Annotated in this window: 24 protein-coding genes, 1 tRNA gene and 1 pseudogene; 8 read left to right on the forward strand and 18 right to left on the reverse strand. The window is 67.0% G+C overall.

Going from position 1 to position 18,939, the window contains the following annotated elements; genetic code table 11:
- Positions 1-66 precede the first annotated feature (66 nt).
- Both ABZ789_RS16945 and mscL (ABZ789_RS16950) read right to left on the reverse strand, forming a co-directional pair.
- The gene (locus ABZ789_RS16945) at positions 67-429 is read right to left on the reverse strand and encodes a GntR family transcriptional regulator (protein ID WP_358425770.1); all 363 of its coding nucleotides are present in this window, start codon (positions 427-429) and stop codon (positions 67-69) included.
- A 12-nt stretch (positions 430-441) separates the two neighbouring features.
- Entirely contained in the window at positions 442-891 is a 450-nt protein-coding gene (mscL, locus tag ABZ789_RS16950) for a large conductance mechanosensitive channel protein MscL (RefSeq protein WP_358425773.1), read from the reverse strand.
- Between the two features lie 157 nt (positions 892-1,048).
- Between mscL (ABZ789_RS16950) and arsC the strand changes: the two genes are divergently transcribed.
- Positions 1,049-1,396 (forward strand): arsenate reductase (glutaredoxin), encoded by a 348-nt coding sequence (gene arsC / locus ABZ789_RS16955; RefSeq protein WP_358425776.1) that lies wholly within the window; start codon positions 1,049-1,051, stop codon positions 1,394-1,396.
- A 6-nt stretch (positions 1,397-1,402) separates the two neighbouring features.
- Here arsC and arcA read toward each other — a convergent pair whose 3' ends face one another.
- Positions 1,403-2,614: an arginine deiminase gene (gene arcA, locus ABZ789_RS16960; RefSeq protein WP_358425779.1), complete on the reverse strand. Its 1,212-nt coding sequence runs from the start codon at positions 2,612-2,614 to the stop codon at positions 1,403-1,405.
- 89 nt (positions 2,615-2,703) lie between these two features.
- Between arcA and ABZ789_RS16965 the strand changes: the two genes are divergently transcribed.
- On the forward strand, positions 2,704-3,168 hold the full coding sequence (locus ABZ789_RS16965) for an FABP family protein (RefSeq protein WP_358425782.1): 465 nt from the start codon (positions 2,704-2,706) through the stop codon (positions 3,166-3,168).
- A gap of 24 nt (positions 3,169-3,192) precedes the next feature.
- Here the strand turns inward: ABZ789_RS16965 and ABZ789_RS16970 are convergent, their stop codons facing one another.
- The 7 genes from ABZ789_RS16970 to ABZ789_RS17000 all read right to left on the reverse strand — a co-directional run bounded on the left by ABZ789_RS16970 (position 3,193) and on the right by ABZ789_RS17000 (position 8,527).
- Positions 3,193-4,041, reverse strand: a complete 849-nt coding sequence (locus ABZ789_RS16970) for an SDR family oxidoreductase (RefSeq protein WP_358425785.1) — start codon at positions 4,039-4,041, stop codon at positions 3,193-3,195.
- A gap of 75 nt (positions 4,042-4,116) precedes the next feature.
- Complete coding sequence (locus tag ABZ789_RS16975) at positions 4,117-4,260, reverse strand: hypothetical protein (RefSeq protein WP_358425788.1); 144 nt, start codon at positions 4,258-4,260, stop codon at positions 4,117-4,119.
- Positions 4,261-4,358: 98 nt separating this feature from the next.
- Positions 4,359-4,434: transfer RNA gene (locus ABZ789_RS16980), tRNA-Ala, on the reverse strand.
- A gap of 170 nt (positions 4,435-4,604) precedes the next feature.
- A complete protein-coding gene (gene glpR / locus ABZ789_RS16985; RefSeq protein ID WP_358425792.1) occupies positions 4,605-5,429 on the reverse strand; it encodes a gephyrin-like molybdotransferase receptor GlpR in 825 nt (274 codons plus the stop codon).
- A gap of 254 nt (positions 5,430-5,683) precedes the next feature.
- The gene (locus ABZ789_RS16990; RefSeq protein WP_358425795.1) at positions 5,684-6,319 is read right to left on the reverse strand and encodes a GNAT family protein; all 636 of its coding nucleotides are present in this window, start codon (positions 6,317-6,319) and stop codon (positions 5,684-5,686) included.
- Entirely contained in the window at positions 6,319-7,581 is a 1,263-nt protein-coding gene (glp, locus tag ABZ789_RS16995; protein ID WP_358425798.1) for a gephyrin-like molybdotransferase Glp, read from the reverse strand. Before glp ends, ABZ789_RS16990 begins: the two co-directional genes overlap by 1 nt.
- 34 nt (positions 7,582-7,615) lie before the next feature.
- Positions 7,616-8,527, reverse strand: a complete 912-nt coding sequence (locus tag ABZ789_RS17000) for a UTP--glucose-1-phosphate uridylyltransferase (protein WP_358425801.1) — start codon at positions 8,525-8,527, stop codon at positions 7,616-7,618.
- A gap of 59 nt (positions 8,528-8,586) precedes the next feature.
- Here ABZ789_RS17000 and ABZ789_RS17005 point away from each other — a divergent pair, with 59 nt between their 5' ends.
- From ABZ789_RS17005 to mscL (ABZ789_RS17020), 4 genes are all read left to right on the forward strand, one after another.
- Complete coding sequence (locus ABZ789_RS17005) at positions 8,587-9,189, forward strand: 5-formyltetrahydrofolate cyclo-ligase (protein ID WP_358425804.1); 603 nt, start codon at positions 8,587-8,589, stop codon at positions 9,187-9,189.
- A 109-nt stretch (positions 9,190-9,298) separates the two neighbouring features.
- Positions 9,299-9,595, forward strand: coding sequence for an FmdB family zinc ribbon protein (locus ABZ789_RS17010; RefSeq protein ID WP_358425807.1), 297 nt, complete (start codon positions 9,299-9,301; stop codon positions 9,593-9,595).
- Between the two features lie 104 nt (positions 9,596-9,699).
- Complete coding sequence (locus ABZ789_RS17015; protein ID WP_358425809.1) at positions 9,700-10,419, forward strand: SAF domain-containing protein; 720 nt, start codon at positions 9,700-9,702, stop codon at positions 10,417-10,419.
- 140 nt (positions 10,420-10,559) lie between these two features.
- The gene (gene mscL, locus ABZ789_RS17020) at positions 10,560-10,991 is read left to right on the forward strand and encodes a large-conductance mechanosensitive channel protein MscL (RefSeq protein WP_358425812.1); all 432 of its coding nucleotides are present in this window, start codon (positions 10,560-10,562) and stop codon (positions 10,989-10,991) included.
- Positions 10,992-11,080: 89 nt separating this feature from the next.
- Here the strand turns inward: mscL (ABZ789_RS17020) and ABZ789_RS17025 are convergent, their stop codons facing one another.
- The 7 genes from ABZ789_RS17025 to ABZ789_RS17055 form a co-directional block, all read right to left on the reverse strand.
- Positions 11,081-11,707, reverse strand: a complete 627-nt coding sequence (locus ABZ789_RS17025; protein WP_358425815.1) for an MspA family porin — start codon at positions 11,705-11,707, stop codon at positions 11,081-11,083.
- 53 nt (positions 11,708-11,760) lie between these two features.
- Positions 11,761-12,546: an MspA family porin gene (locus ABZ789_RS17030; RefSeq protein ID WP_358425818.1), complete on the reverse strand. Its 786-nt coding sequence runs from the start codon at positions 12,544-12,546 to the stop codon at positions 11,761-11,763.
- 577 nt (positions 12,547-13,123) lie between these two features.
- Entirely contained in the window at positions 13,124-13,354 is a 231-nt protein-coding gene (locus ABZ789_RS17035; protein WP_358425821.1) for a hypothetical protein, read from the reverse strand.
- A 4-nt stretch (positions 13,355-13,358) separates the two neighbouring features.
- The gene (locus ABZ789_RS17040) at positions 13,359-13,856 is read right to left on the reverse strand and encodes a molybdenum cofactor biosynthesis protein B (RefSeq protein WP_358425824.1); all 498 of its coding nucleotides are present in this window, start codon (positions 13,854-13,856) and stop codon (positions 13,359-13,361) included.
- A gap of 74 nt (positions 13,857-13,930) precedes the next feature.
- Complete coding sequence (locus ABZ789_RS17045) at positions 13,931-15,163, reverse strand: trypsin-like peptidase domain-containing protein (RefSeq protein ID WP_358425827.1); 1,233 nt, start codon at positions 15,161-15,163, stop codon at positions 13,931-13,933.
- Positions 15,164-15,282: 119 nt separating this feature from the next.
- A complete protein-coding gene (locus ABZ789_RS17050) occupies positions 15,283-16,686 on the reverse strand; it encodes a HAMP domain-containing sensor histidine kinase (RefSeq protein WP_358425830.1) in 1,404 nt (467 codons plus the stop codon).
- A gap of 8 nt (positions 16,687-16,694) precedes the next feature.
- Positions 16,695-17,384, reverse strand: a complete 690-nt coding sequence (locus ABZ789_RS17055; protein ID WP_358425833.1) for a response regulator transcription factor — start codon at positions 17,382-17,384, stop codon at positions 16,695-16,697.
- Positions 17,385-17,547: 163 nt separating this feature from the next.
- Here ABZ789_RS17055 and ABZ789_RS17060 point away from each other — a divergent pair.
- Positions 17,548-17,629, forward strand: a pseudogene (locus ABZ789_RS17060) (30S ribosomal protein S14); the annotation flags it as partial.
- A 10-nt stretch (positions 17,630-17,639) separates the two neighbouring features.
- Positions 17,640-17,897 (forward strand): 30S ribosomal protein S18, encoded by a 258-nt coding sequence (gene rpsR, locus ABZ789_RS17065; RefSeq protein WP_358425836.1) that lies wholly within the window; start codon positions 17,640-17,642, stop codon positions 17,895-17,897.
- Between the two features lie 101 nt (positions 17,898-17,998).
- Here rpsR and ABZ789_RS17070 read toward each other — a convergent pair whose 3' ends face one another.
- Positions 17,999-18,862 carry a DUF559 domain-containing protein gene (locus tag ABZ789_RS17070; RefSeq protein ID WP_358425839.1) on the reverse strand — a complete coding sequence of 288 codons (864 nt, stop codon included), beginning with the start codon at positions 18,860-18,862 and terminating at the stop codon, positions 17,999-18,001.
- Positions 18,863-18,939 lie beyond the last annotated feature (77 nt).

An 18,939-nucleotide genomic window follows, 5' to 3' on the forward strand; every position in this document is an offset into this window, starting at 1 on the left:
AGTTTCGGTCGCCCTCGGAGCCGAATCGCCGAACCCGAGGGAATCGTCACATTCCCTCTACCTGTGTCAGCCTGCCCGTAAGGCGGCCGAGACGAAGTCCAGGATCTCGTCGTCGGACATCCCCAGCGCCCTCACCGCGGCGACGTATTCGTTTGTCGACCGCTGGGCACGGGTCCGGGTCGGGTCGCCCGTGTCGGCGACGAAGGTCCCGGCCCGCCCGCGGGCCTCGAGCACTCCCAGCTTCTCGAGTTCCCGGTAGGTCTTGGCGACCGTGTTGGGCGCGATGCCGAGGGTGTCCGCGAGACCCCGGACCGTGGGCAGCTTCGACCCTGCGATGAGTTCGCCATCGTGTACGAGCTCGACGATCCGTCGGCGCAACTGCTCGAAAGGCGGAACGGGCGACTCGGGATCGATGGTGACGTCGAGCATTCTCGCAGGTTATCAGCGCTCGGAGGCGCTGAAGGGTTCTTCGGCCGAGGATGATTCGGGAGGAGCGCTGTTGTAGGTGCCCTTCTCGAGCAGGTCGCGGATCTGGAGGAGGAGGTCGGTCTCGCTCAACGGCTCGTCCTCGGGCTCCTTGTCGGGAGCAAAGCGCGCCTTGGCCGCATTGACGGGAACGATGAGTACGAAGTAGACGACCGCGGCGATGATGAGGAAGTTGATCCCCGCGGAGATCACGGCACCCAGATTCACGAAAGTCGCATCATTGGAGGGGAGAAGCCGGAAACCGAACCCCATCTCGTTGTCGCCGCCAACCGCTGCGACCAGCGGGTTCACGATGTGATCCGTGAACGCGGTGACGATCGCAGTGAATGCCGCACCGACGACCACGGCGACCGCCAGTTCGACGACGTTGCCGCGCAGCAGGAAATCCTTGAAACCTTTGAACATCGGTATCGGGGCCTCTTCTTCGGAAAATCATGACGGACGAACGAAACCAACGGGATACCCTAGTGAGCCGCGTGTGCCTCTCTCAACAGCAACGCGTCCGGGGCAGTCGTGGTCGCCCGTCGTATCCGCGCCCGCTCCGGCAGGGCACAATCAAGCCATGGCACACACCGCGACGATCTATCACAATCCGCGTTGCAGCACCTCTCGCAACACCTTGGCTCTGCTGAAGGAGCACGGCGTCGAGCCGACGGTGATCAAGTATCTCGAGACTCCGCCCTCGCGGGACGAACTGCGCTCACTGCTCGACGCCGCGGGACTCGCACCGAGCCAGGCGATCCGGAAGAAGGAAGCGCTCTACAAGGAGTTGGACCTGGCCGAGGCCACCGAGGACGAACTGCTCGAGGCGATGGCAGCGAATCCGATCCTCATCGAGCGACCGCTGGTCGTCACAGGCAAGGGCACCGTGCTCGCTCGCCCGGTCGACAAGGTGCTCGAGATCCTCTGACGAGACCTACAGGGCCGCCCGTGTGAGCGGGCACGACATGCATCGCGGGCCGCCGCGGCCGGAACCGAGTTCCGATCCTGCGATTCGCAGAACCTCGACTCCGGAATCCTCGAGCCGGGTGTTCGTCTCGACGTTGCGCTCGTAGGCGACGACGACACCGGGCGCGACGGCCAGCGTGTTGTTTCCGTCGTCCCACTGTTCACGTTCCGCCACAACGGGATCCAGCCCGGTATCGATCACGCGGAGCTTCTCGATTCCCATCGCGTCCGCGGCGGCCTCGAGGAAGGGGCGCGGGCCGGAGATCCGGACCGCGCCGTCTTCCCGTCGGATGGTGAACGCCTGCAGGCTGTCCCGGATCGCCGGATACATCACCACCGCATCGACGTCGACCATCGTGCACACCGTGTCGAGGTGCATCGACGCTCGTCGCTGCTCTATGGGCACCGCCAGCACCGTGTGAGCAAGTCCGTCTTCGAACACGCTGCGTGCCAATGCTTCCGCACCGGCCGGACTCGTCCTCTCCCCCACACCGACGGCGACGACTCCGGCCGCGAGGAGCAACACGTCACCCCCTTCGACGGGGGCGGTGTGCGACTCGTACGCGCGCCGCACGTCGAGGAACTGTGGATGGAATGCGTAGATGAGGTCGGTGAGGCCGGTCTCGCGGCGCCGCGCCGGCAACGCCAGGTTGGGAATGGCGACGCGCGAGCCGATCCAGAACGACGAATCGCGGGTGAACAGGAGATTCGGCAGCGGCGCGATGACGAAATCGGAACCGTGGTGCATCAAGCGCACGAGTGACGGAGCCGCGCCGTTGCCTACCACGGGGAGTTCGTCGAAGGTCATGCCCGCGATGAGGATGTGCGCGAGCTCGGCTGCCGGCAGTGTGCGGAGGTGGCCCGACAGTTCCTCCGCGAGCGCGTATCCGAGGCGTTGCGCGTCGACTGCCGACGAGACACTCTGCACGCGGGCGGCACCACTGACCTCGAGGGTCTCGGTGAGCAGATCGGCCAGCAGGTACACCTCGACCCCGCGGCCGCGGAGAAGCTCGGCGAAGGCATCGTGTTCTTCCTGAGCGCGCGCCACCCAGGGCAACGCGTCGAAGAGCAGCTGGTCGTTGTTGCGCGGCGTGAGGCGCTCGAGTTCGGCACCGGGACGGTGCAACATCACTGCGCGAAGTTCACCGACTTCGGACTCGACACCCCAGTGATGGCTCATATGCTCACCGTATCGCGCATGATCGCCGTATTCGGGTCGGGCGCGTCGAGTACGACGACAACGAAGCGAAGAACACGGAGGACACGACCATGGCCGACGACCCGCTCGGTTTCCTCGCGCCGTTCGCCGGACGGTGGACCGGAGGTGGCGACGGCCACTACCCCACCATCGACGACTTCTCGTACGACGAGACGATCGAGTTCGCCACCGTGCCGGGCAAGCCGTTCCTGATGTACGTCAGCCGTACCCGGCACCGGACGGAGGGCCGTCCGCTGCACACGGAGAACGGCTATCTACGCCGAAGCGGGGACGACGTCGAATTCCTCGTGTCGCAGCCCACCGGGTTCGTCGAGATCCAGCGTGCCCGGCCCGAGGACGGCGTACTCGACTTCACCACTTCCACTCTCGAACGATCGCCCGACGCCAAGCCCGTCCACGAGATCCGCCGGCGCTTCGAACTCGACGGCGACACGCTCGTCTACGACCTGTGGATGGCGCACGCGGACACTCCGCTCACACATCATCTGCATGCCGAGTTGCACCGCGCGGGCTGAGCGGGGCGGGATCCCCACAGGTTCTCATCTCGTGCCGACGACGCGACGGAAGTAATCGTTGGCGGCCTGCATGACGAGGTTGTAGGGCGGCGCGAACTTGCGAGCCCACCAATAGCCGAACCGGGTGTCGAACGAGGTGTAGACCATGAAGCGGTTCTTCAGGATGCCGGCGACGATGCGATCGGCCACCTGTTCGGGGCTCGCGGCGTGCCGGACGAAGCGTTCGGTGAGTTTGCGGACCTCGGGACGATCGCGGTCGACTCCGACGATCTGCACGCTGTCGACGAGCGGCGTGCGCACGGCCCCCGGAACCACGAGGGAGACACCGATGCCGTCGCGCTTCAGATCGAACCGCAGCACCTCGGACACCCCGCGCAGACCGAACTTGCTTGCGCTGTAGGCAGCGTGCCACGGGAGAGCGATGAGCCCGGCAGCCGACGAGACGTTGACGAGGTGCCCACCGCGACCGGCCTCGATCATCGCGGGCACGAAGTTCTCGATGACGTGGATCGGCCCCATGAGGTTGACGTCCACCATGAGCTTCCAGTGCTCGTGGCGGAGCCGGTCGACCGTGCCCCACACCGATACCCCGGCAACGTTGGCGACGACGTCGAGCGACCCGTAGGTCTCGTGCACCTCGCGGGCGAAGGCGGTGACGGCCTCGTAGTCGGAGATGTCCAGTGCAGCCGCGTGCAGCACGGTGCCACCCCGTTCGCGGACATCACGAACGACGTCGTCGAGGGCCTCGGCCTGCAGGTCTGTGAGCACCAGCCGGGCACCGCGATCGGACGCAGCATGGGCCAGGGCGCGGCCGATCCCGCTGGCAGCGCCGGTCACAAGGAATTTGGTTCCGCGCAGGTCGGTGATCGCCATGGCGACACCCTAGCGTCGGGAAGACAGCACGACGCTCCGGCGCGCCCGCGAGAAGGCCCTGCAGCGGAGCGATACTCAGAGCCGCTGGGCCATCTCCTCCTGGTACTCGCGAACCGTGCGCTCGATCATCGCGGCGTCGTCGTCGCGCCCCTCACTGCGCGCAAGATCAACTCGCTCGCGCAGTACCCGGATCGCCCGACGCAATTCGTCGTCACTCATCCTGTGGTCCATGCCACACAGTCTGCCGGGTTCCGTAGAGACCCGCTACCGCATGTCGCCCGGAAAAGACGAAAGCCCCGCCGACGGCGAGGCTTTCCTGGTGGAGCTGAGGGGAATCGAACCCCTGACCTCTTCGATGCGAACGAAGCGCGCTACCAACTGCGCCACAGCCCCCTGGGTCCCCGAGGGAACCGACTCGCAAACTCTAGCAAACCACCCCTGCCATCACGAAATCGGATTATCGATGCAGGTGATGTGGTGTTTCGGCGTGGCGGTGCCGAACACGAAGCGGGGCCGCACCACTCGGTGCGGCCCCACCCGACGTGTCCACCTTCTCGAGACGGTCACTCCCCTGCTGCGCGAGGAACGAGGTAGTCGTCCGGGTGGTCGAGATCATCGCCGGGACGGACTCCGTATCCGGGATCGATGGCGTAGTCGTCCTCGTAACGATCGAGGTGCTCGAACTCCGGATCCTCGTCGTCGACCTCGAGCACGACGGCACCGGGGCGGCGCAGACGCTGCGGCACCTCGTAATGGCCGTCATCACCTCCCCAGCCCGAACGGGACCGTTGCAGGCGCGCGAGCCGGCGACGACGGATCTCCTGCTCGAGTCGCACCTGGCGGCGCAGATAGAACAGATAGCCGACGAGCACCGCAGTGGCGAGGCCTGCCAGCAACCACATCATCGACGACACGATCAGCGCGAGTGCCGCAGTCATGATGGCGGCGATCAGCAGGCCGAGTACGACCCGCTGCCGGAACTCGTAGCGCGCGGCGCTTGCGACCGCATCGGCGTGCGGGTCGAAACCACCGCGGCCCCGCCGCTGCGGGCCGCGTGCCCGCTGCGGCGAGCGGTCCGATGCCGCTTCGTCGTGGTAATCGTCTTCGTGTGTGTCGAGTTCGGGCCGGTCGTCGCGTTCAGTGTTCATGCGGTCCTCCGCGGGATGGCGGTGCGTGCGGTCGCGACTCGGACGCCAATGAGGGTCGCTGCGGTGTCCGGCGGCCGGCCCCCTGGGGGTGATCGGCTCGTCGTCTCCGCGGTGCAGAACTCGCGTTGCGAGAGCGGCGTCGGTCGTCTGCCGGATACGAGGACGCTTCGTGACCAGCATGGGAACCAGAACGAACAACCACACGGCAACGAGCCCGATCCACAGAAGCGAGTTCGGCATCCGGTGGTCCTCCCTCCAGTCGTCGCCCTACCGGCCTTCGACGCCACCGACCTACATGAGGCTAACGGCAGCGACGCGCTTACCTGTCCAGAAACGCCGACTCGGTAGGCCACAAGAGCCACTCGAGTCACGCGAAACCATCTGACACTTTCTTCACTTTAATCACAGAGATCCCACACTCGCTGGGGATTGTTACTCGAGTTCTACGTAACCTGCGTTACATACGGGACGAACCCGACTCGAGTCGGAAACGGTCAGGACCAGGTCGCGCGACCGGCGCGGACGAGACGGTCCGAGACCGAACCCGGCACTTCCTCGACCGTCATCGCGACGAGCAGGTGATCGCGGAATCGGCCCTGGACATCGAGGTAGCGCTTCAGCAGCCCTTCTTCGCGGAAACCGACGTTGCGGAGTACCGCCCGGCTCGCCTCGTTCTCGGGCCGCACGGTGGCCTCCACACGGTGCAATCCCACGGGGCCGAAGCAGTGGTCGAGGCCGAGAGCGACCGCGGCGGTCGCCACACCGAGTCCGTTGACCTCTTTCTCCACCCAGTAACCGATCCACGCCGAGCGCAGCGCACCGCGCACGACGTTCCCCACCGTCAGCTGCCCACAGAATCTGCCGTCCAACTCGATGGCCATCGGCAGCATCAGCCCCTTGTGCGCCTCCGAACGCAGACTCCGGTAGAGCCCGGGCCACATCGAGATGTGATGGCGCATGTCCCACGGCGCCTCGCCCGTCGGCTCCCACGGCTCGAGATGTGCGCGGTCACGCTGACGCAGGCGACTCCACGCCGCCGCGTCCCGCAGCCGGATCGATCGGACGGTCACGAGACCACCCTTCACCCGCAACGGTCCGAGCTCGGCCGGCCAACCGGGATGACGGGACATCAACCACGCTGCCCGAGGAACGCCACGTCCACCGGGTCGCCCGTGCGGATCTCGGAGACCTCGGGCTCGACGATGACGAGGCAGTTGGCCTCGGCGAGCGTCGCGAGCAGATGAGAGGACGCTCCCGCAGCGCCGCCGAGCGCCTGGACGAGATAGTCGCCCGTGGTCTCGTCGCGCATGAGCTGGCCGCGCAGGAATCCCTTCCGTCCCGGAATCGACGTGATCGGGGCGACGGTGCGGGCGGAGACGATCCGGCGCATCGGCTGTCGCCGGCCGAGCGCGATACGGATCAGCGGCCGGACCATAACCTCGAAGACGACGAGCGCACTCACCGGATTGGCGGGCAGCAGGAAGGTCGGCACCTCGTCGCGGCCGAGACAACCGAAACCCTGCACGGAGCCGGGATGCATGGCGATCCGTTCGACTTCCAGATCACCGAGATCGGCCAGCGCTTCGCGCACCTCCTCGAGTGCGCCCCCACCCACGGCACCGGCGATCACGACGATCTCGGCACGGATCAGCTGTCCCTCGACGACCTCACGCAACCGCTTCGGATCGGTACCGGCGATGCCGACCCGGTTGACGTCGGCGCCGGCATCGCGCGCGGCGGCGGCCAGCGCGTAGGAGTTCACGTCGTAGACCTGTCCCGGACCGGGTGTTCGATCCACGTCGACGAGTTCGCCGCCGACTGAGATGACGGACAGCCGCGGGCGCGGATGGACGAGTACCTTGTCGCGCCCGACGGCGGCGAGCAGACCTACCTGCGCCGCCCCGATGATCGTCCCGGCACGCACCGCGATATCGCCCGGTTGGACGTCGTCTCCGGTACGACGCACGTAGTCGCCCGAACGGACGGGTTCGAGCACCTTGATGCGCGCGGCACCGCGGTCGGTGTTGTCGAGGGGAAGCACCGCGTCGGCGAGAGTCGGCAGAGGCGCCCCGGTATCGACACGCACCGCCTGCCGCGGCTGGAGCCGGATCGGCTGCCGCGAACCGGCACGCACCTCCCCCACGACGGGCAGGGTCACCTCCGCGGGGGCGGAAGCGTCGTCGGGGTCACGACCGTCGGCGGGGGCCTGGAGGTCGACGCTGCGAACGGCGTACCCGTCGATGGCCGCCTGGTCGAACCCCGGCAGCGGCCGCTCGGTGACCACTTCCTCAGCACACAGCAGGCCCTGTGCCTCGGAGATGGCCACTCGGACCGGTCGGGGTGCGACGGCCGCCGCCGTCACCCGGGCCTGCTGATCCTCAACCGACCGCATACCGCTTCTCGTCCTCCAGCCCGTCCGCCCGCCGTCAGCGCTTCAGACGCTCGACGAGCCACTCGCGCAGCGAGTGCCCGTATTCTTCCGTGTTCAACGCCGAGTCAACCGCAGCGCGTAGGTAGCCTCCCGGATTTCCGAGATCGTGTCGGGTACCGCGATGCACCACCACGTGGACGGGATGTCCTTCGGCGATGAGCAGCGCGATGGCGTCGGTGAGCTGCAGTTCGCCTCCGGCTCCGGGATCGATCCGACGCAGCGCGTCGAAGATCGCACGGTCGAGCAGGTAGCGACCGGCGGCGGCGAAGGTCGACGGCGCGTCCTCCACGGCAGGCTTCTCGACCATGGCGAGCACCTTGAGCACATCGGGGTTGACGGCATCGGGCACGACCTCGACCTCGAACACGCCGTACGCGCTGACCTGGTCCTTCGGCACGTCGATCGCGCAGAGCACGGAACCGCCGCGCTTGGCCCGGACACGTTGCATCGTCTCGAGCACTCCGACCGGAAGGACGAGATCGTCGGGCAGCAGGACGGCAATGGCGTCCTCGTCGGGATCGAGTGCTTCCTCCGCGCATGCCACGGCGTGGCCGAGACCGAGCGGCTGCTCTTGGATCACGGACTGCACCTCGAGCAGTCCCTGTGCCTTGCGGACCTTGGCGAGGAGTTCGTACTTGCCCTTCTCCTCGAGCTTGGACTCGAGGACGAGGTCCTCGACGAAATGCGCGACGACGCCGTCTTTACCCGGCGACGTCACGATGAGTAGGCGCTCGGCACCCGAGTCGGCGGCCTCGCCTGCCACGAGCTCGATGCCGGGCGTGTCGACCACCGGAAGGAGTTCCTTCGGAACCGTCTTCGTTGCGGGAAGAAACCGTGTCCCCATGCCTGCTGCGGGGACGATCGCGGTCTTGAAATGCCGCGTGCCTCCGGTCGTACTGTTCGTCATAGACTCCCACCCTAACTTCGGCCACCAAGACGGTGGTTCAGCGATCGTAAGGCGCAGACATGCACCCATCCCCGAAAGCGGTCTGGCGTGACCGCATTCTTACAGCCCGGCGCAAGCTGAGCACCGAGAGGCGCAGGATCGAGGACACTGCGCTCGCCACGGTGGCTGCGACACTCGCCCCCTCCGGCTCCGTGGTGTGCGCGTACGTACCGGTGGGTTCGGAACCCGGATCAGTGGCCCTGCTCGATGCGCTGAGCGAGGCCGGGGTCACGGTGCTCCTACCCGTCACCAGAACCGGTGAGCCGCTGTCGTGGGCTCGTTATCTCGGGGAGAACACGCTGGTAGCGGCGAATTTCGGGTTGCGGGAACCCAGTGGCGAGCTATTTCCGCCCGAAACGGTGGCCGAGGCGCACACGGTGCTCGTGCCGGCGCTGGCGGTGGACGGGCGCGGCGTGCGGCTCGGCCGCGGTGCCGGCTTCTACGACCGCACCCTGCACCTCGCAGCCCCCACCGCTGCGCTCATCGCCGTGGTCCGCGACGACGAACTCGTCGACGAACTTCCCGAGGATCCCCACGACATCCGCATGGGCTGGGCACTGACACCCGGGAAAGGGCTGGTTCGCCTCGGTAGCGACGACCGTGCCGAACAACACATTTCCTAGCCGTGCGGAACAACACACTCCCTGGCGTTGTTGGCACTGTCGGCGGTAGAGTGCCAAAACTGCAGTACGACGAATGCTGCGGTACGACGAACTGGCGGAGGATCAACCGGTGCCCACCTACTCATATGCCTGCACGGCCTGCGACAACAAGTTCGATATCGTGCAGTCCTTCAGCGACGACTCCTTGACCGAGTGCCCGCAGTGCGCAGGCAAGCTGCGCAAGCTGTTCAACTCGGTCGGCATCGTGTTCAAGGGCAGCGGCTTCTACCGCACCGACTCCCGCAGCGGCAGCACCGCGAGCGAGTCCGCCTCGACGAGTTCCAGCAGCTCCTCCTCGTCCGGCGACAGCAGCTCCTCGTCCTCGTCGAGCAGCACCTCGTCGACGCCCGCTGCCGCCGCGAGCTGACCCTCCAGAAAGAGTTGTCCACAGGCGGGCGGTTCATCCACAGACCGCTGCCTCCGAGGGCTCATCGGGGCCGACGGGATACTCCGACCTCCTAGGTTCGGGGCATGCCCGTCGGTCCCTTTCCGTTCATCCAGGCCGAGAGCACGCGTCCGCGGCGTTCGCCCGCAGACGCCTCGCTCCAGCCCACGTTTCCCGACCGGTTCGCCGAAATCCTCCGCCCCGGCTGGTCGCGCATCGTGCGGATCCGCCGAATCGCAGCGGCCCTGCTCGCGATCATCGCCGTGGCCCTCGCGCTTCGCGGCGACCCCCACACCGATCAGGTAGGTGTGGTCGTCGCCGCCCGAGATCTCACACCCGGGCACATCCTCACCGCAGACGACCTCGCCCGCGTGGATCGTGACGCGTCCGGTGTGGTCGCCGGAACCCTGCACGAGGTCGACGAGGCCGTCGGCCGTATCCTGGCCGGCCCTGTGCCCACCGGGGAACCGCTCGTCGACACACGTCTGCTCGGCCCCCGTCTTGCGGTCGCGGCCACCGGGTTCGCCGACGCACGAGTGGTGCCCATCCGGCTCGCGGACGCCGGTGTGGGCGAACTGCTCCGCGAAGGCGACCGGGTCGACGTCCTGACGGTGAGCGACACCACCGACGGCCCGCTACCCGGCGCACACGTGCTCGCGAGAGGAGCAGTAGTGGTGCTGGCCGAGTCCGGCGGGTCCACCCGGGAGCGGAACGAACGCGTCGTGCTGGTCGCTCTGGAACCCGAGCCTGCCACTGCCGTGGCTGCGGCGTCGCTCGTCAGCGCTCTGACGGTGACGCTCCACTGAGCGCAGGGCGACGAACCGAGGCGAGCCGGGTGCCGGCCAACGCCCCCGAGGAAGCGACCCCGCGGTCTATCGTGGAAGCGTCCGTGTGACCCACCTCACTTGCGCGGCTCCGGCGGGCAGGCCGCGAGAAGGAGCGCACCATGCTGAAGGGCTTCAAGGACTTCCTGCTGAGAGGTAATGTCCTCGACCTTGCCGTCGCGGTCGTGATCGGTGCTGCCTTCACGGCGATCGTGACCGCCTTCACCCAGTACGTCATCGAGCCGCTGATCAACGCGCTCGGCGGCGACAACGAGCTGGGCTGGGGGTTCCAGGTCGTGAGCGACAACCCGGAAACCTTCATCAACATCGGCGCGGTGATCACGGCGGCGATCAACTTCATCATCATCGCCGCGGTCGTGTACTTCGTACTCATCGTCCCCGCCAACTCGGCGAAGAAGAAGTTCGCCACCGAACCGAAGGACAAGCAGGCCAGCACCGAAGACCTGCTCATCCAGATCCGCGACCTTCTCGAGGCTCAGGCTTCGCAGTCCGCTCAGGGTGCGCACGCCAGGCCCGCGCCCCGCGTCGAATAGGCGCCCCACGACGAAACGACTGGGCCCGCTCGAAATCGAGCGGGCCCAGTCGTTCGTGCTGTGTTCGGCGTGAGCCGGACGTCTACTTCCTAGACGGTCCAGGCGTCACCGTAGGTGGTGACGTTGTCGCCGTTGGCCGTGATGGCGCGGACGAACGGACGGACCTGGACGGAGCCGAGGACGCCGGAAGCGGTGCCGTGGACATTGGCGAACTGAACGGACTTGAAGTCACCGTCGAACTCGCCCTCGGCGACGACGAGCTCCTCGATGCCCGGAGCCGGCGACAGCTCCATCTCGGCGTAGGCCTGCGGAAGGATGTCGGTGGCGGTACCGCCGCCGGCGAGGTCCAACTCGAGCTGCGGCGTCGAGTAGGTCACGCCGATAGCGCCGTTGAGGCTGCCGGCCCACGCGAACTGGTAACCGAACTGGAAGACGGTGCCCTCCGCATCGGCTGCGCCCTCACCGATGAGGTTGGCCGTGCCACGGCCGTTGTGGAAGAACTCGCGGTTGAGCGGGCTGCCACCGAGGGCCGGAACACCCTGGATGAAGGTGTCCTCCTGGGTCACGACGACCTCGAGGCCGTCGGAGACGATGCGGTTCTGGTCGTCGACCTCGGCCGAAGCGACGCCCGAGGCGCCGAGGACCAGACCGAGGACAGCAGCACCGGCGACGGCGGCGTTACGAGCGGCCTTGAAGCCACGCGACTTGATTCCCATGATTACTCCGTTTGTGGTGGTGGGGATTTACTGCGGGATGGCGCGGAGCAGGACTAGAGGGTCCAGACCTGGCCGTAGGTGGTGACGTTGTCGCCGTTGGCGGTGATCACACGGACGAACGGGCGGAGGGAGACCGGGCCGATGACGCCGGTCGCCGCACCGGAAACGTTGGCGATCTGAACTTCCTTGAAATCGCCGTCGAACTCACCCTCGGTGACGACGATCTCTTCGATACCGGGAGCCGGAGTCAGTTCCATACCGGTCGTGGCCTGGGGAAGAATGCCCTTGATCGTGGTGGTCGTGGAGTTCTTTTCGGCCGAGCCTTCCTCGTCCTTGACGAACACCGGCTGACCGTCGACCTCACGCTGGATGAACTCGGGCTCGGTCGAGGCGGGATCCTCCGGGTTGTATGCCGGGTTCGGGTCCATGACTGGCTTGTAGGCGTCGACCTGGGAAGTCGTCGCCTTCATCGAGGCATCCGGGCTGGTCCAGCCGAAGCCCATTGCGCCGTCGACCGAGGCCGTCCACGCGACCTGATAGCCGAACTGGAAGGTCGAACCCTCGAAGTCGGCCGCCTCGGGGCCGACGATGTTGGCGATGCCGCGGCCGTTGTGGAACCACTGACGGCTCAGCGGGCTACCGCCGATCGGGGGCACACCCTGAATGAAGGTGTCCTCCTGCGTGACGATGACCTCGTGGCCGTCGGAGACGATCCGGTTCTGATCGTTGACCTCGGCACCTGCGGCGCCGGCCGATCCGAGAACCAGACCGGCCACAGCAGCTGCCGCCACCGTGGCGTTGCGGGCGGTCCGGAAACCGCGTCGCGTCTGAATCTTCATGAATGCCTCATCCGTTCTCTGCGTGCCGGGTTGCGCGCCGCGTCCGACAACAAGTGGTCAACCCTGTCGCCCGCGGGTCGCTGTCCACAGCGAACACACCGGCGGCTCAGCCGTCGGCGTATCGGTACGTCCATCGTCCGCACGGTTTTGCTTTATCGATTCGTGACCGAGCCCAGGCTGCGAAGCCTGGGCTCGACCGGTTTGAACCTGAGAGGGAGATTAGACCGTGACCATTCCTGGAGCAACGGCTAGCTTTCGTAACGTTCCGGTATAGGTGGCACGCCGACCTGACGGAGAGCGCTTCACAAAAGTGTGCAAACCGGGCACAGGCGGAAACGGGATACCGTAACCCCACATCACACGAACCGTTTCGAACGGATCTCCATCGCACCTGGTAGGGCCCATATTCTTACTGCACCGACGGTGCAGAAGCGAATACCCTACTGTGGGCGGAAGCACAGATCGAATTCGTCACCCGAAGCAAGCCGGAATGAACGGTTTGTTGCGGCGATGTTTCGTTGCGGTCGACAACAGATTCGAATCAGGAACAACCGGCAAACAATAGTGATGCAGATCACTACCCGGAGTGGTGCGGGGGAACCTGCCGGCGCAGCCATTCGTCCGCCCCGACACCGGAGTCGCCGTCGGCCCGCTCGTCGCGAGTGGTCTCGGGAAGGACGTCCCCGAATATGCGAGCCAGCCGTGCCCGGTCGATCCGGGCACGGCTCGTCTGCTCCTCGCGAGTCACCGCGTCGCGCGGGGAACGACCGCTGTCCTGGTCGTTCGAATCCGCACGGTCGTCGGACATTCCGTCATTCCTCCATCCACGACAATTCTTCGATGACATGGGCGGCCAGGGGCAACAGAGTCGCCATCCCGTCGCGGATGGCAGGGCGCGACGACGCGAGATTCACGACGAGCGTCGAACCCGAGACACCGACGAGACCGCGAGAGAGACCGGCGTCCACCGCTCCCGACGCAAGACCCGACGATCGCAGCGCTTCGGCGATACCGCGGATCTCGTGGTCGAGAACGTCCTCGGTCGCATCGGGCGTCACGTCCCGCGGGGTGACCCCGGTGCCACCCACCGAGATCACCAGATCGACACCACCGATCACCGCCGTATTGAGCGCATTACGGATCTCGACCTCGTCGGCCGCGACGGTCACGACGCCGTCGACGGCGAAACCACCTTCGACGAGAAGCTCCGTGACCAGCGGGCCCGCGGAGTCCGGGCTGTCGCCGTGGGAGACGCGATCATCGACGATGACGACGAGTGCGCGACCTTTTCTGGGAGCGTCGAGTTCCATGAGGTCCACGGTAGTTTGCGGCTCGAAGGCACGCGGCTCTTGCACCGGAATGTGAGCTATGTCCATGTCGTTCCTCATCTTCCGGCCGAATCTGCGGTGGTCACGACGTCGACGGTGGTTTCCTTGCCGTCGGGCGTCTCGTAGGTGATATTTACTGTCTCACCCGGAGCGCGAGAGCGGATCGCGGCGATGAGCGAGTCGCCATCGGTGATCACCCGACCGTCGACCCGCACGATGAGCGCGTTGTCGGGGATGCCGGCGCGGGCGGCCGGTCCGTCGGGCACGACCTCCACCACACGCGCGCCGTAGGAGTCGTCCCGGGACGGGACCTGGACGCCGATGATCGCGTGCGTCGCCCTACCCGTGTCGACGAGTTCCTGCGCGACGCGCCGCGCCTGTTCGACAGGGATCGCGAAACCGAGCCCGATCGAACCGGACTGGGCACCGGCCGTGGCGATCGCGGTGTTGATGCCGACCAGCCGACCTTCCATGTCGACGAGTGCGCCACCGGAGTTGCCGGGGTTGATAGCCGCGTCGGTCTGGATCGCGTCGATCACCGACGCCTGGTTGGCGAGGTCGCCACTGGTGGAAACGGGACGGTTGAGAGCGGAGACGATGCCCGCCGTCACCGTGCTCTGCAGTCCCAGCGGAGAACCGACGGCCACGACCTCCTGGCCCACCGCGAGGTTCTGGGAGCTACCGAGTTCGATGGGAGTGAGATCGGTGCGACCTTCGGTCCGGATGACGGCGACGTCCGACACCGCGTCCGCGCCGACGACCGTCGCCGGAGCGGTGGAGCCGTCCGAGAAGAAGACCATCAGACGCGCACCCTCACCGGCTCCCGACACGACGTGATTGTTCGTGAGGATCAGTCCGTCGGAGGACAGGACAACACCCGAACCTTCACCCGCACCGGTGCGGCCCATCACCTCGATGCGCACGACGCTCGGCACGACCCGCTCTGCGACGGCCTGCACGCTGCCCTCGGGGGCTGCGGCGACGCTCTCGCTGTCGGGCTTCGGCGCCTCGAGGGAATTGACGACCGGAGCCGACGAGTCGTTCACCGACCACGCGCCCACCGCACCACCGATGCCGCCGCTCACCAACGCCAGCGCGACCGCCCCGACGGCCAAGGCGGAACGACCCGGCATCCGGCGGGGCCCCGCCACCGGCGGCGGAGATGCCGGCTCCTGGCCGGTCTGCGCGTACGGAGCGGCGGATCCGCCGGGGCCGTACGGATGGGGCTGCGGCTGGGATTGCGGTTGCGGTTGCGGTGTTCCCGCGCTGCGGGTGGGATCCTCACTCATTCGTCACTTCGCCTTCGTCCGCCAGGTGCGGGGTCTTTCAGCGCCCCGCTCTTCTCCGTCAAGCATGAACCCGAGAGCTGAGAGCTGCCTCAGAACTACCCTCGAAATCTCTGTCGGATTCACTCTGCCCGAGTGGTATGCGCCTCTCCGTCGAGGCTGGAAGTGCCGGGCAGGACGATCCGGATCAGCGCGCCACCACGGTCCGAACGGTCGACGGCGATCGTCCCGCCGTGCTTCATGACGATCTGCCGCACGATGGCCAGGCCCAGACCGGAGCCGGGCATCGACCGTGCCGTCGTCGCGCGGTAGAACCGCTCGAACACGAGCTCGCGTTCCTCTTCCGGAATCCCCGGGCCGGCGTCGTCGACGGTCAGCTCCATCAATCCCGTGCCGATCTGCCGCATCCTCACGACGACGTCCTTCCCTGCAGGACTCCACTTCGCCGCATTGTCGAGGACGTTGACCACCGCGCGAGTGAGTCCTGCCTGGTCACCGAAGACGAACCACTGCTCGGTGGTCGCCCGGAACTCGATGTCGGTGCGTCGGCGGCGCGCACGTTCGAGGCTTCGGTCCACCACTTCGGCGACGTCCACCACCTCGAAGACCGTCTCCGGCGCATCCTCACGGGCAAGGTCGACGAGATCCCCGACGAGGGTGGACAGCTCCTCGATCTGGCCGATGACGTCTGCGCGCAACTCCGCCATGTCGTCGTCCGGCAGGCTCGGTGCACCGGGACGGCTCGCCGCGATCAGCAGTTCCATGTTGGTCCGCAGCGAGGTCAGCGGCGTCTTCAGTTCGTGGCCGGCATCTGCGACCAGCCGACTCTGCCGTTCCCGGGACTCGGCGAGCGCGCGCAGCATCATGTTGAAGCTCTCCGTCAGTCGCGCGAGTTCGTCGTGCCCGGTCACCCGGATGGGTCGCAGGTCGTCCGTGCGTGCCACCCGCTCCGCGGCGGCGGTGAGACGGGCGACGGGACGCAGACCGGTGCGGCCGACGGTCGCGCCCGCAGCCGCAGCGAGCACCACCCCACATCCGCCGACGATGAACAGCACGCTCGCGAGGCGGTTGAGGATCTCGACGGTGGGACGCAGCCGCTGCGCGATCACCACCGTGCTGCCGTCGGGCATGCGCTGGGCCAGCACCCGCTGCTGTGCAACGGTGCGCAGCGACGAGTCGCGATCACCGCCGGCCACGACCAGTTCGGGATCACCGATGGGCACCGACGAGCCCGGCGGCACATACCGGCCGAGGTCGGGATAGATCAGGGCCACACTGATGTCCGAGCTGTAGAGCTGCGCCCCACCGATATATCGCGGGTCGTACATGATGAGTGAGCTCGACTCGACGAGCGCAGCTGCCCGCGCCCGCAACTGGTTGTCCACATCCGAGTACAGCGCCCGCGACACGACGGCATATGCCGCGATCGATGTGACGGCGACAGCGAGTGCCACTGCCCCGGCCGCGAGCAGTGTGACGCGGGTGCGCAGCGGCACCGAGCGAGTCAACAGAAGAGCTGGTCGCATCGGGCGGCTCACGGAGGTGTCTCGCGCAGCACGTACCCGACGCCGCGCACCGTGTGGATCAGGCGCGGTTCTCCGCCGGCCTCGGTCTTGCGACGCAGATATCCCACATACACCTCGAGGGCGTTACCCGAGGTGGGGAAGTCGTAGCCCCACACCTCCTCGAGGATCCGGCTGCGGGTGAGCACCCGGCGCGGGTTCGCCATGAGCATCTCCATCAGGGCGAACTCGGTGCGGGTGAGACTGATCTGCCGATCGCCGCGGGTGACATCGCGGGTCGCCGGGTCGAGGCTCAGGTCGGCAAACCGCAGCACCTCGTCGGCGGACGAATCCGGCTCGGGAACAGCACGCCGCAGCAGTGCCCGAAGGCGCGCGAGGAGTTCCTCGAGCGCGAACGGTTTCGGGAGATAGTCGTCGGCGCCCGCATCGAGACCCGCGACCCGCTCGGATACCGAGTCCCGTGCGGTGAGCACGAGGATCGGCAGGTCGTCGCCCGTGCTGCGCAGCCGCCGACACACTTCGAGCCCGTCGAGCCGCGGCATCATGACGTCGAGCACCATCGCGTCGGGACGCGTCGTGGCGACCTGTTCGAGGGCATCCTGCCCGTCGGTCGCGAGGTCGACGGTATACCCGTTGAAGCTCAGTGACCGGCGGAGCGACTCCCGCACCGCACGGTCGTCGTCGACCACCAGAATGCGCATGATCACCATTGTGACCCGCCCCTACTGAGAGTGCGCTGAGAACAGGCAGCGGTGAGCGCCCCCGTCCGTGTCCGGCACAGGACCGCAGCGTCTGCCCTGCCAGGCCGGTCCGGTACGATGACGCAATCGAGACGCTGCGGACGGCCGCCCGCGCGGCCACCTGCGAAAGTTCGGGAACTCACGAGTGTGTCCGTGAACTCGCCCACCGCGGGGAACTACCCGGCGTCCACAAGTCGAGCTGGTGAGGAGCGAGATATGGCAGTCAAGCGAGGACCGTCGAAGAAGTCGCGTGCCGTCGAGGGACGCAAGCCCAAGAAGAACCCGCTCTTCGCGGCGAAGATCGACTACGTCGACTACAAGGACGTCAACCTGCTCCGCACCTTCATCTCCGATCGCGGCAAGATCCGCAGCCGTCGTGTCACCGGCCTCACGCCGCAGCAGCAGCGTCAGGTCGCCGTCGCGGTGAAGAACGCCCGCGAGATGGCTCTGCTCCCCTACGTCAGCAGCAAGTAGGCCGTAGCTTCCGACGCCGCCTCCCCCCATCGGGAGGGGCGGCGTCGTCGTATGTGCAGGTCTTGTCGAAATCCGTGGGGATTTTCGACGAGAACTGCACGTCACACGGGTGCGCCCGAAACCCGCAGCGCCCTGCGGACCCGTTCGACGATCGTCAGCGGACGCATTCGGAGTTGCTCGGAGTTCACCCGGACCACGGACCAGCCCAGTGATGCGAACGCCTCGTAGCGCTCGATGTCCTTGGTGCGTTGACGCTCGTCGGTCCAGTGATGCACCCCGTCGTACTCGACGGCGGTGCGCCATTCGTGCCATCCCATGTCTGCCCAACCGATCACCCTGCCCTCGTCGACGATCGGCACCTGGGTGGCCGGCGCCGGTAATCCGTGGTGCACGAGCAACAGACGAACCCTGGTCTCGGGTGGAGATTCGGCGCCGGGGTCCACGCGGGGCACGACCGCGCGCACCTGCGGAAGTCCACGCTCCCCGCGGTGCCGGTCGGCGACGGTGAGGATGTCCGCCGGATCCAGCCCGGTGACCCGGCACAACGCATCGAGTTGTTCGACGGCTCGCGCGGGTGCCAGCCACCGTGCGAGATCGAAGCCGGTCCGGGCGGGAGTCGTCACCGACATCCCCTCACGCTCGCAGATCTCCTCCTCGTACACGGTGTCGCCGTGCACCCTCACCCCGGCAGTGCCGCGGCGACTTCCGGTCCGGAGCAACTCCGCCGGAGCGCGACCGTCGACCCATCTGCTGCCGTGTACCGCGGCAGCGGACAGCCCTGCCAGTACGCCACCGCCTCGCGTCCACAACCACGCCGCACGCGCACGCCGCAACGCAGTCATCTCCGCGTCCGGATGGATGTACACGTCGCGATGCAGCCGGCGCATGGTCCGCAGGCGGTACGGCGTCAGGCACTTCCCGGCCAGCGCATCGGTGCCGCTGAACGGCTCGTCGAATTCCCCCATGGCGGAAGCCTGCACAACCGCCGCTCGACGCGGAACCCCGGATCGTCGCCCTGTGGATGAACGTTCCCGAGTGAGCA

This window comes from Rhodococcus sp. NPDC047139 (assembly GCF_040643435.1).
Taxonomy (GTDB): domain Bacteria; phylum Actinomycetota; class Actinomycetes; order Mycobacteriales; family Mycobacteriaceae; genus Rhodococcus.

Bases quoted from the DNA above. Each gene is read 5' to 3' on its own strand.
- ABZ789_RS17070 (WP_358425839.1), bottom strand. From the start codon at position 18,862: ATGGGGGAATTCGACGAGCCGTTCAGCGGCACCGATGCGCTGGCCGGG.
- ABZ789_RS17005 (WP_358425804.1), top strand. From the start codon at position 8,587: ATGCACCCATCCCCGAAAGCGGTCTGGCGTGACCGCATTCTTACAGCC.
- ABZ789_RS16970 (WP_358425785.1), bottom strand. From the start codon at position 4,041: ATGGCGATCACCGACCTGCGCGGAACCAAATTCCTTGTGACCGGCGCT.
- arcA (WP_358425779.1), bottom strand. From the start codon at position 2,614: ATGAGCCATCACTGGGGTGTCGAGTCCGAAGTCGGTGAACTTCGCGCA.
- ABZ789_RS17015 (WP_358425809.1), top strand. From the start codon at position 9,700: ATGCCCGTCGGTCCCTTTCCGTTCATCCAGGCCGAGAGCACGCGTCCG.
- ABZ789_RS16965 (WP_358425782.1), top strand. From the start codon at position 2,704: ATGGCCGACGACCCGCTCGGTTTCCTCGCGCCGTTCGCCGGACGGTGG.
- ABZ789_RS17030 (WP_358425818.1), bottom strand. From the start codon at position 12,546: ATGAAGATTCAGACGCGACGCGGTTTCCGGACCGCCCGCAACGCCACG.
- glp (WP_358425798.1), bottom strand. From the start codon at position 7,581: ATGCGGTCGGTTGAGGATCAGCAGGCCCGGGTGACGGCGGCGGCCGTC.
- ABZ789_RS17025 (WP_358425815.1), bottom strand. From the start codon at position 11,707: ATGGGAATCAAGTCGCGTGGCTTCAAGGCCGCTCGTAACGCCGCCGTC.
- ABZ789_RS17040 (WP_358425824.1), bottom strand. From the start codon at position 13,856: ATGGAACTCGACGCTCCCAGAAAAGGTCGCGCACTCGTCGTCATCGTC.
- ABZ789_RS16975 (WP_358425788.1), bottom strand. From the start codon at position 4,260: ATGAGTGACGACGAATTGCGTCGGGCGATCCGGGTACTGCGCGAGCGA.
- ABZ789_RS17050 (WP_358425830.1), bottom strand. From the start codon at position 16,686: ATGCGACCAGCTCTTCTGTTGACTCGCTCGGTGCCGCTGCGCACCCGC.
- arsC (WP_358425776.1), top strand. From the start codon at position 1,049: ATGGCACACACCGCGACGATCTATCACAATCCGCGTTGCAGCACCTCT.
- ABZ789_RS17035 (WP_358425821.1), bottom strand. From the start codon at position 13,354: ATGTCCGACGACCGTGCGGATTCGAACGACCAGGACAGCGGTCGTTCC.
- ABZ789_RS17055 (WP_358425833.1), bottom strand. From the start codon at position 17,384: ATGCGCATTCTGGTGGTCGACGACGACCGTGCGGTGCGGGAGTCGCTC.
- ABZ789_RS17045 (WP_358425827.1), bottom strand. From the start codon at position 15,163: ATGAGTGAGGATCCCACCCGCAGCGCGGGAACACCGCAACCGCAACCG.
- ABZ789_RS16990 (WP_358425795.1), bottom strand. From the start codon at position 6,319: ATGTCCCGTCATCCCGGTTGGCCGGCCGAGCTCGGACCGTTGCGGGTG.
- glpR (WP_358425792.1), bottom strand. From the start codon at position 5,429: ATGCCGAACTCGCTTCTGTGGATCGGGCTCGTTGCCGTGTGGTTGTTC.
- ABZ789_RS17000 (WP_358425801.1), bottom strand. From the start codon at position 8,527: ATGACGAACAGTACGACCGGAGGCACGCGGCATTTCAAGACCGCGATC.
- rpsR (WP_358425836.1), top strand. From the start codon at position 17,640: ATGGCAGTCAAGCGAGGACCGTCGAAGAAGTCGCGTGCCGTCGAGGGA.
- mscL (WP_358425773.1), bottom strand. From the start codon at position 891: ATGTTCAAAGGTTTCAAGGATTTCCTGCTGCGCGGCAACGTCGTCGAA.
- ABZ789_RS16945 (WP_358425770.1), bottom strand. From the start codon at position 429: ATGCTCGACGTCACCATCGATCCCGAGTCGCCCGTTCCGCCTTTCGAG.
- mscL (WP_358425812.1), top strand. From the start codon at position 10,560: ATGCTGAAGGGCTTCAAGGACTTCCTGCTGAGAGGTAATGTCCTCGAC.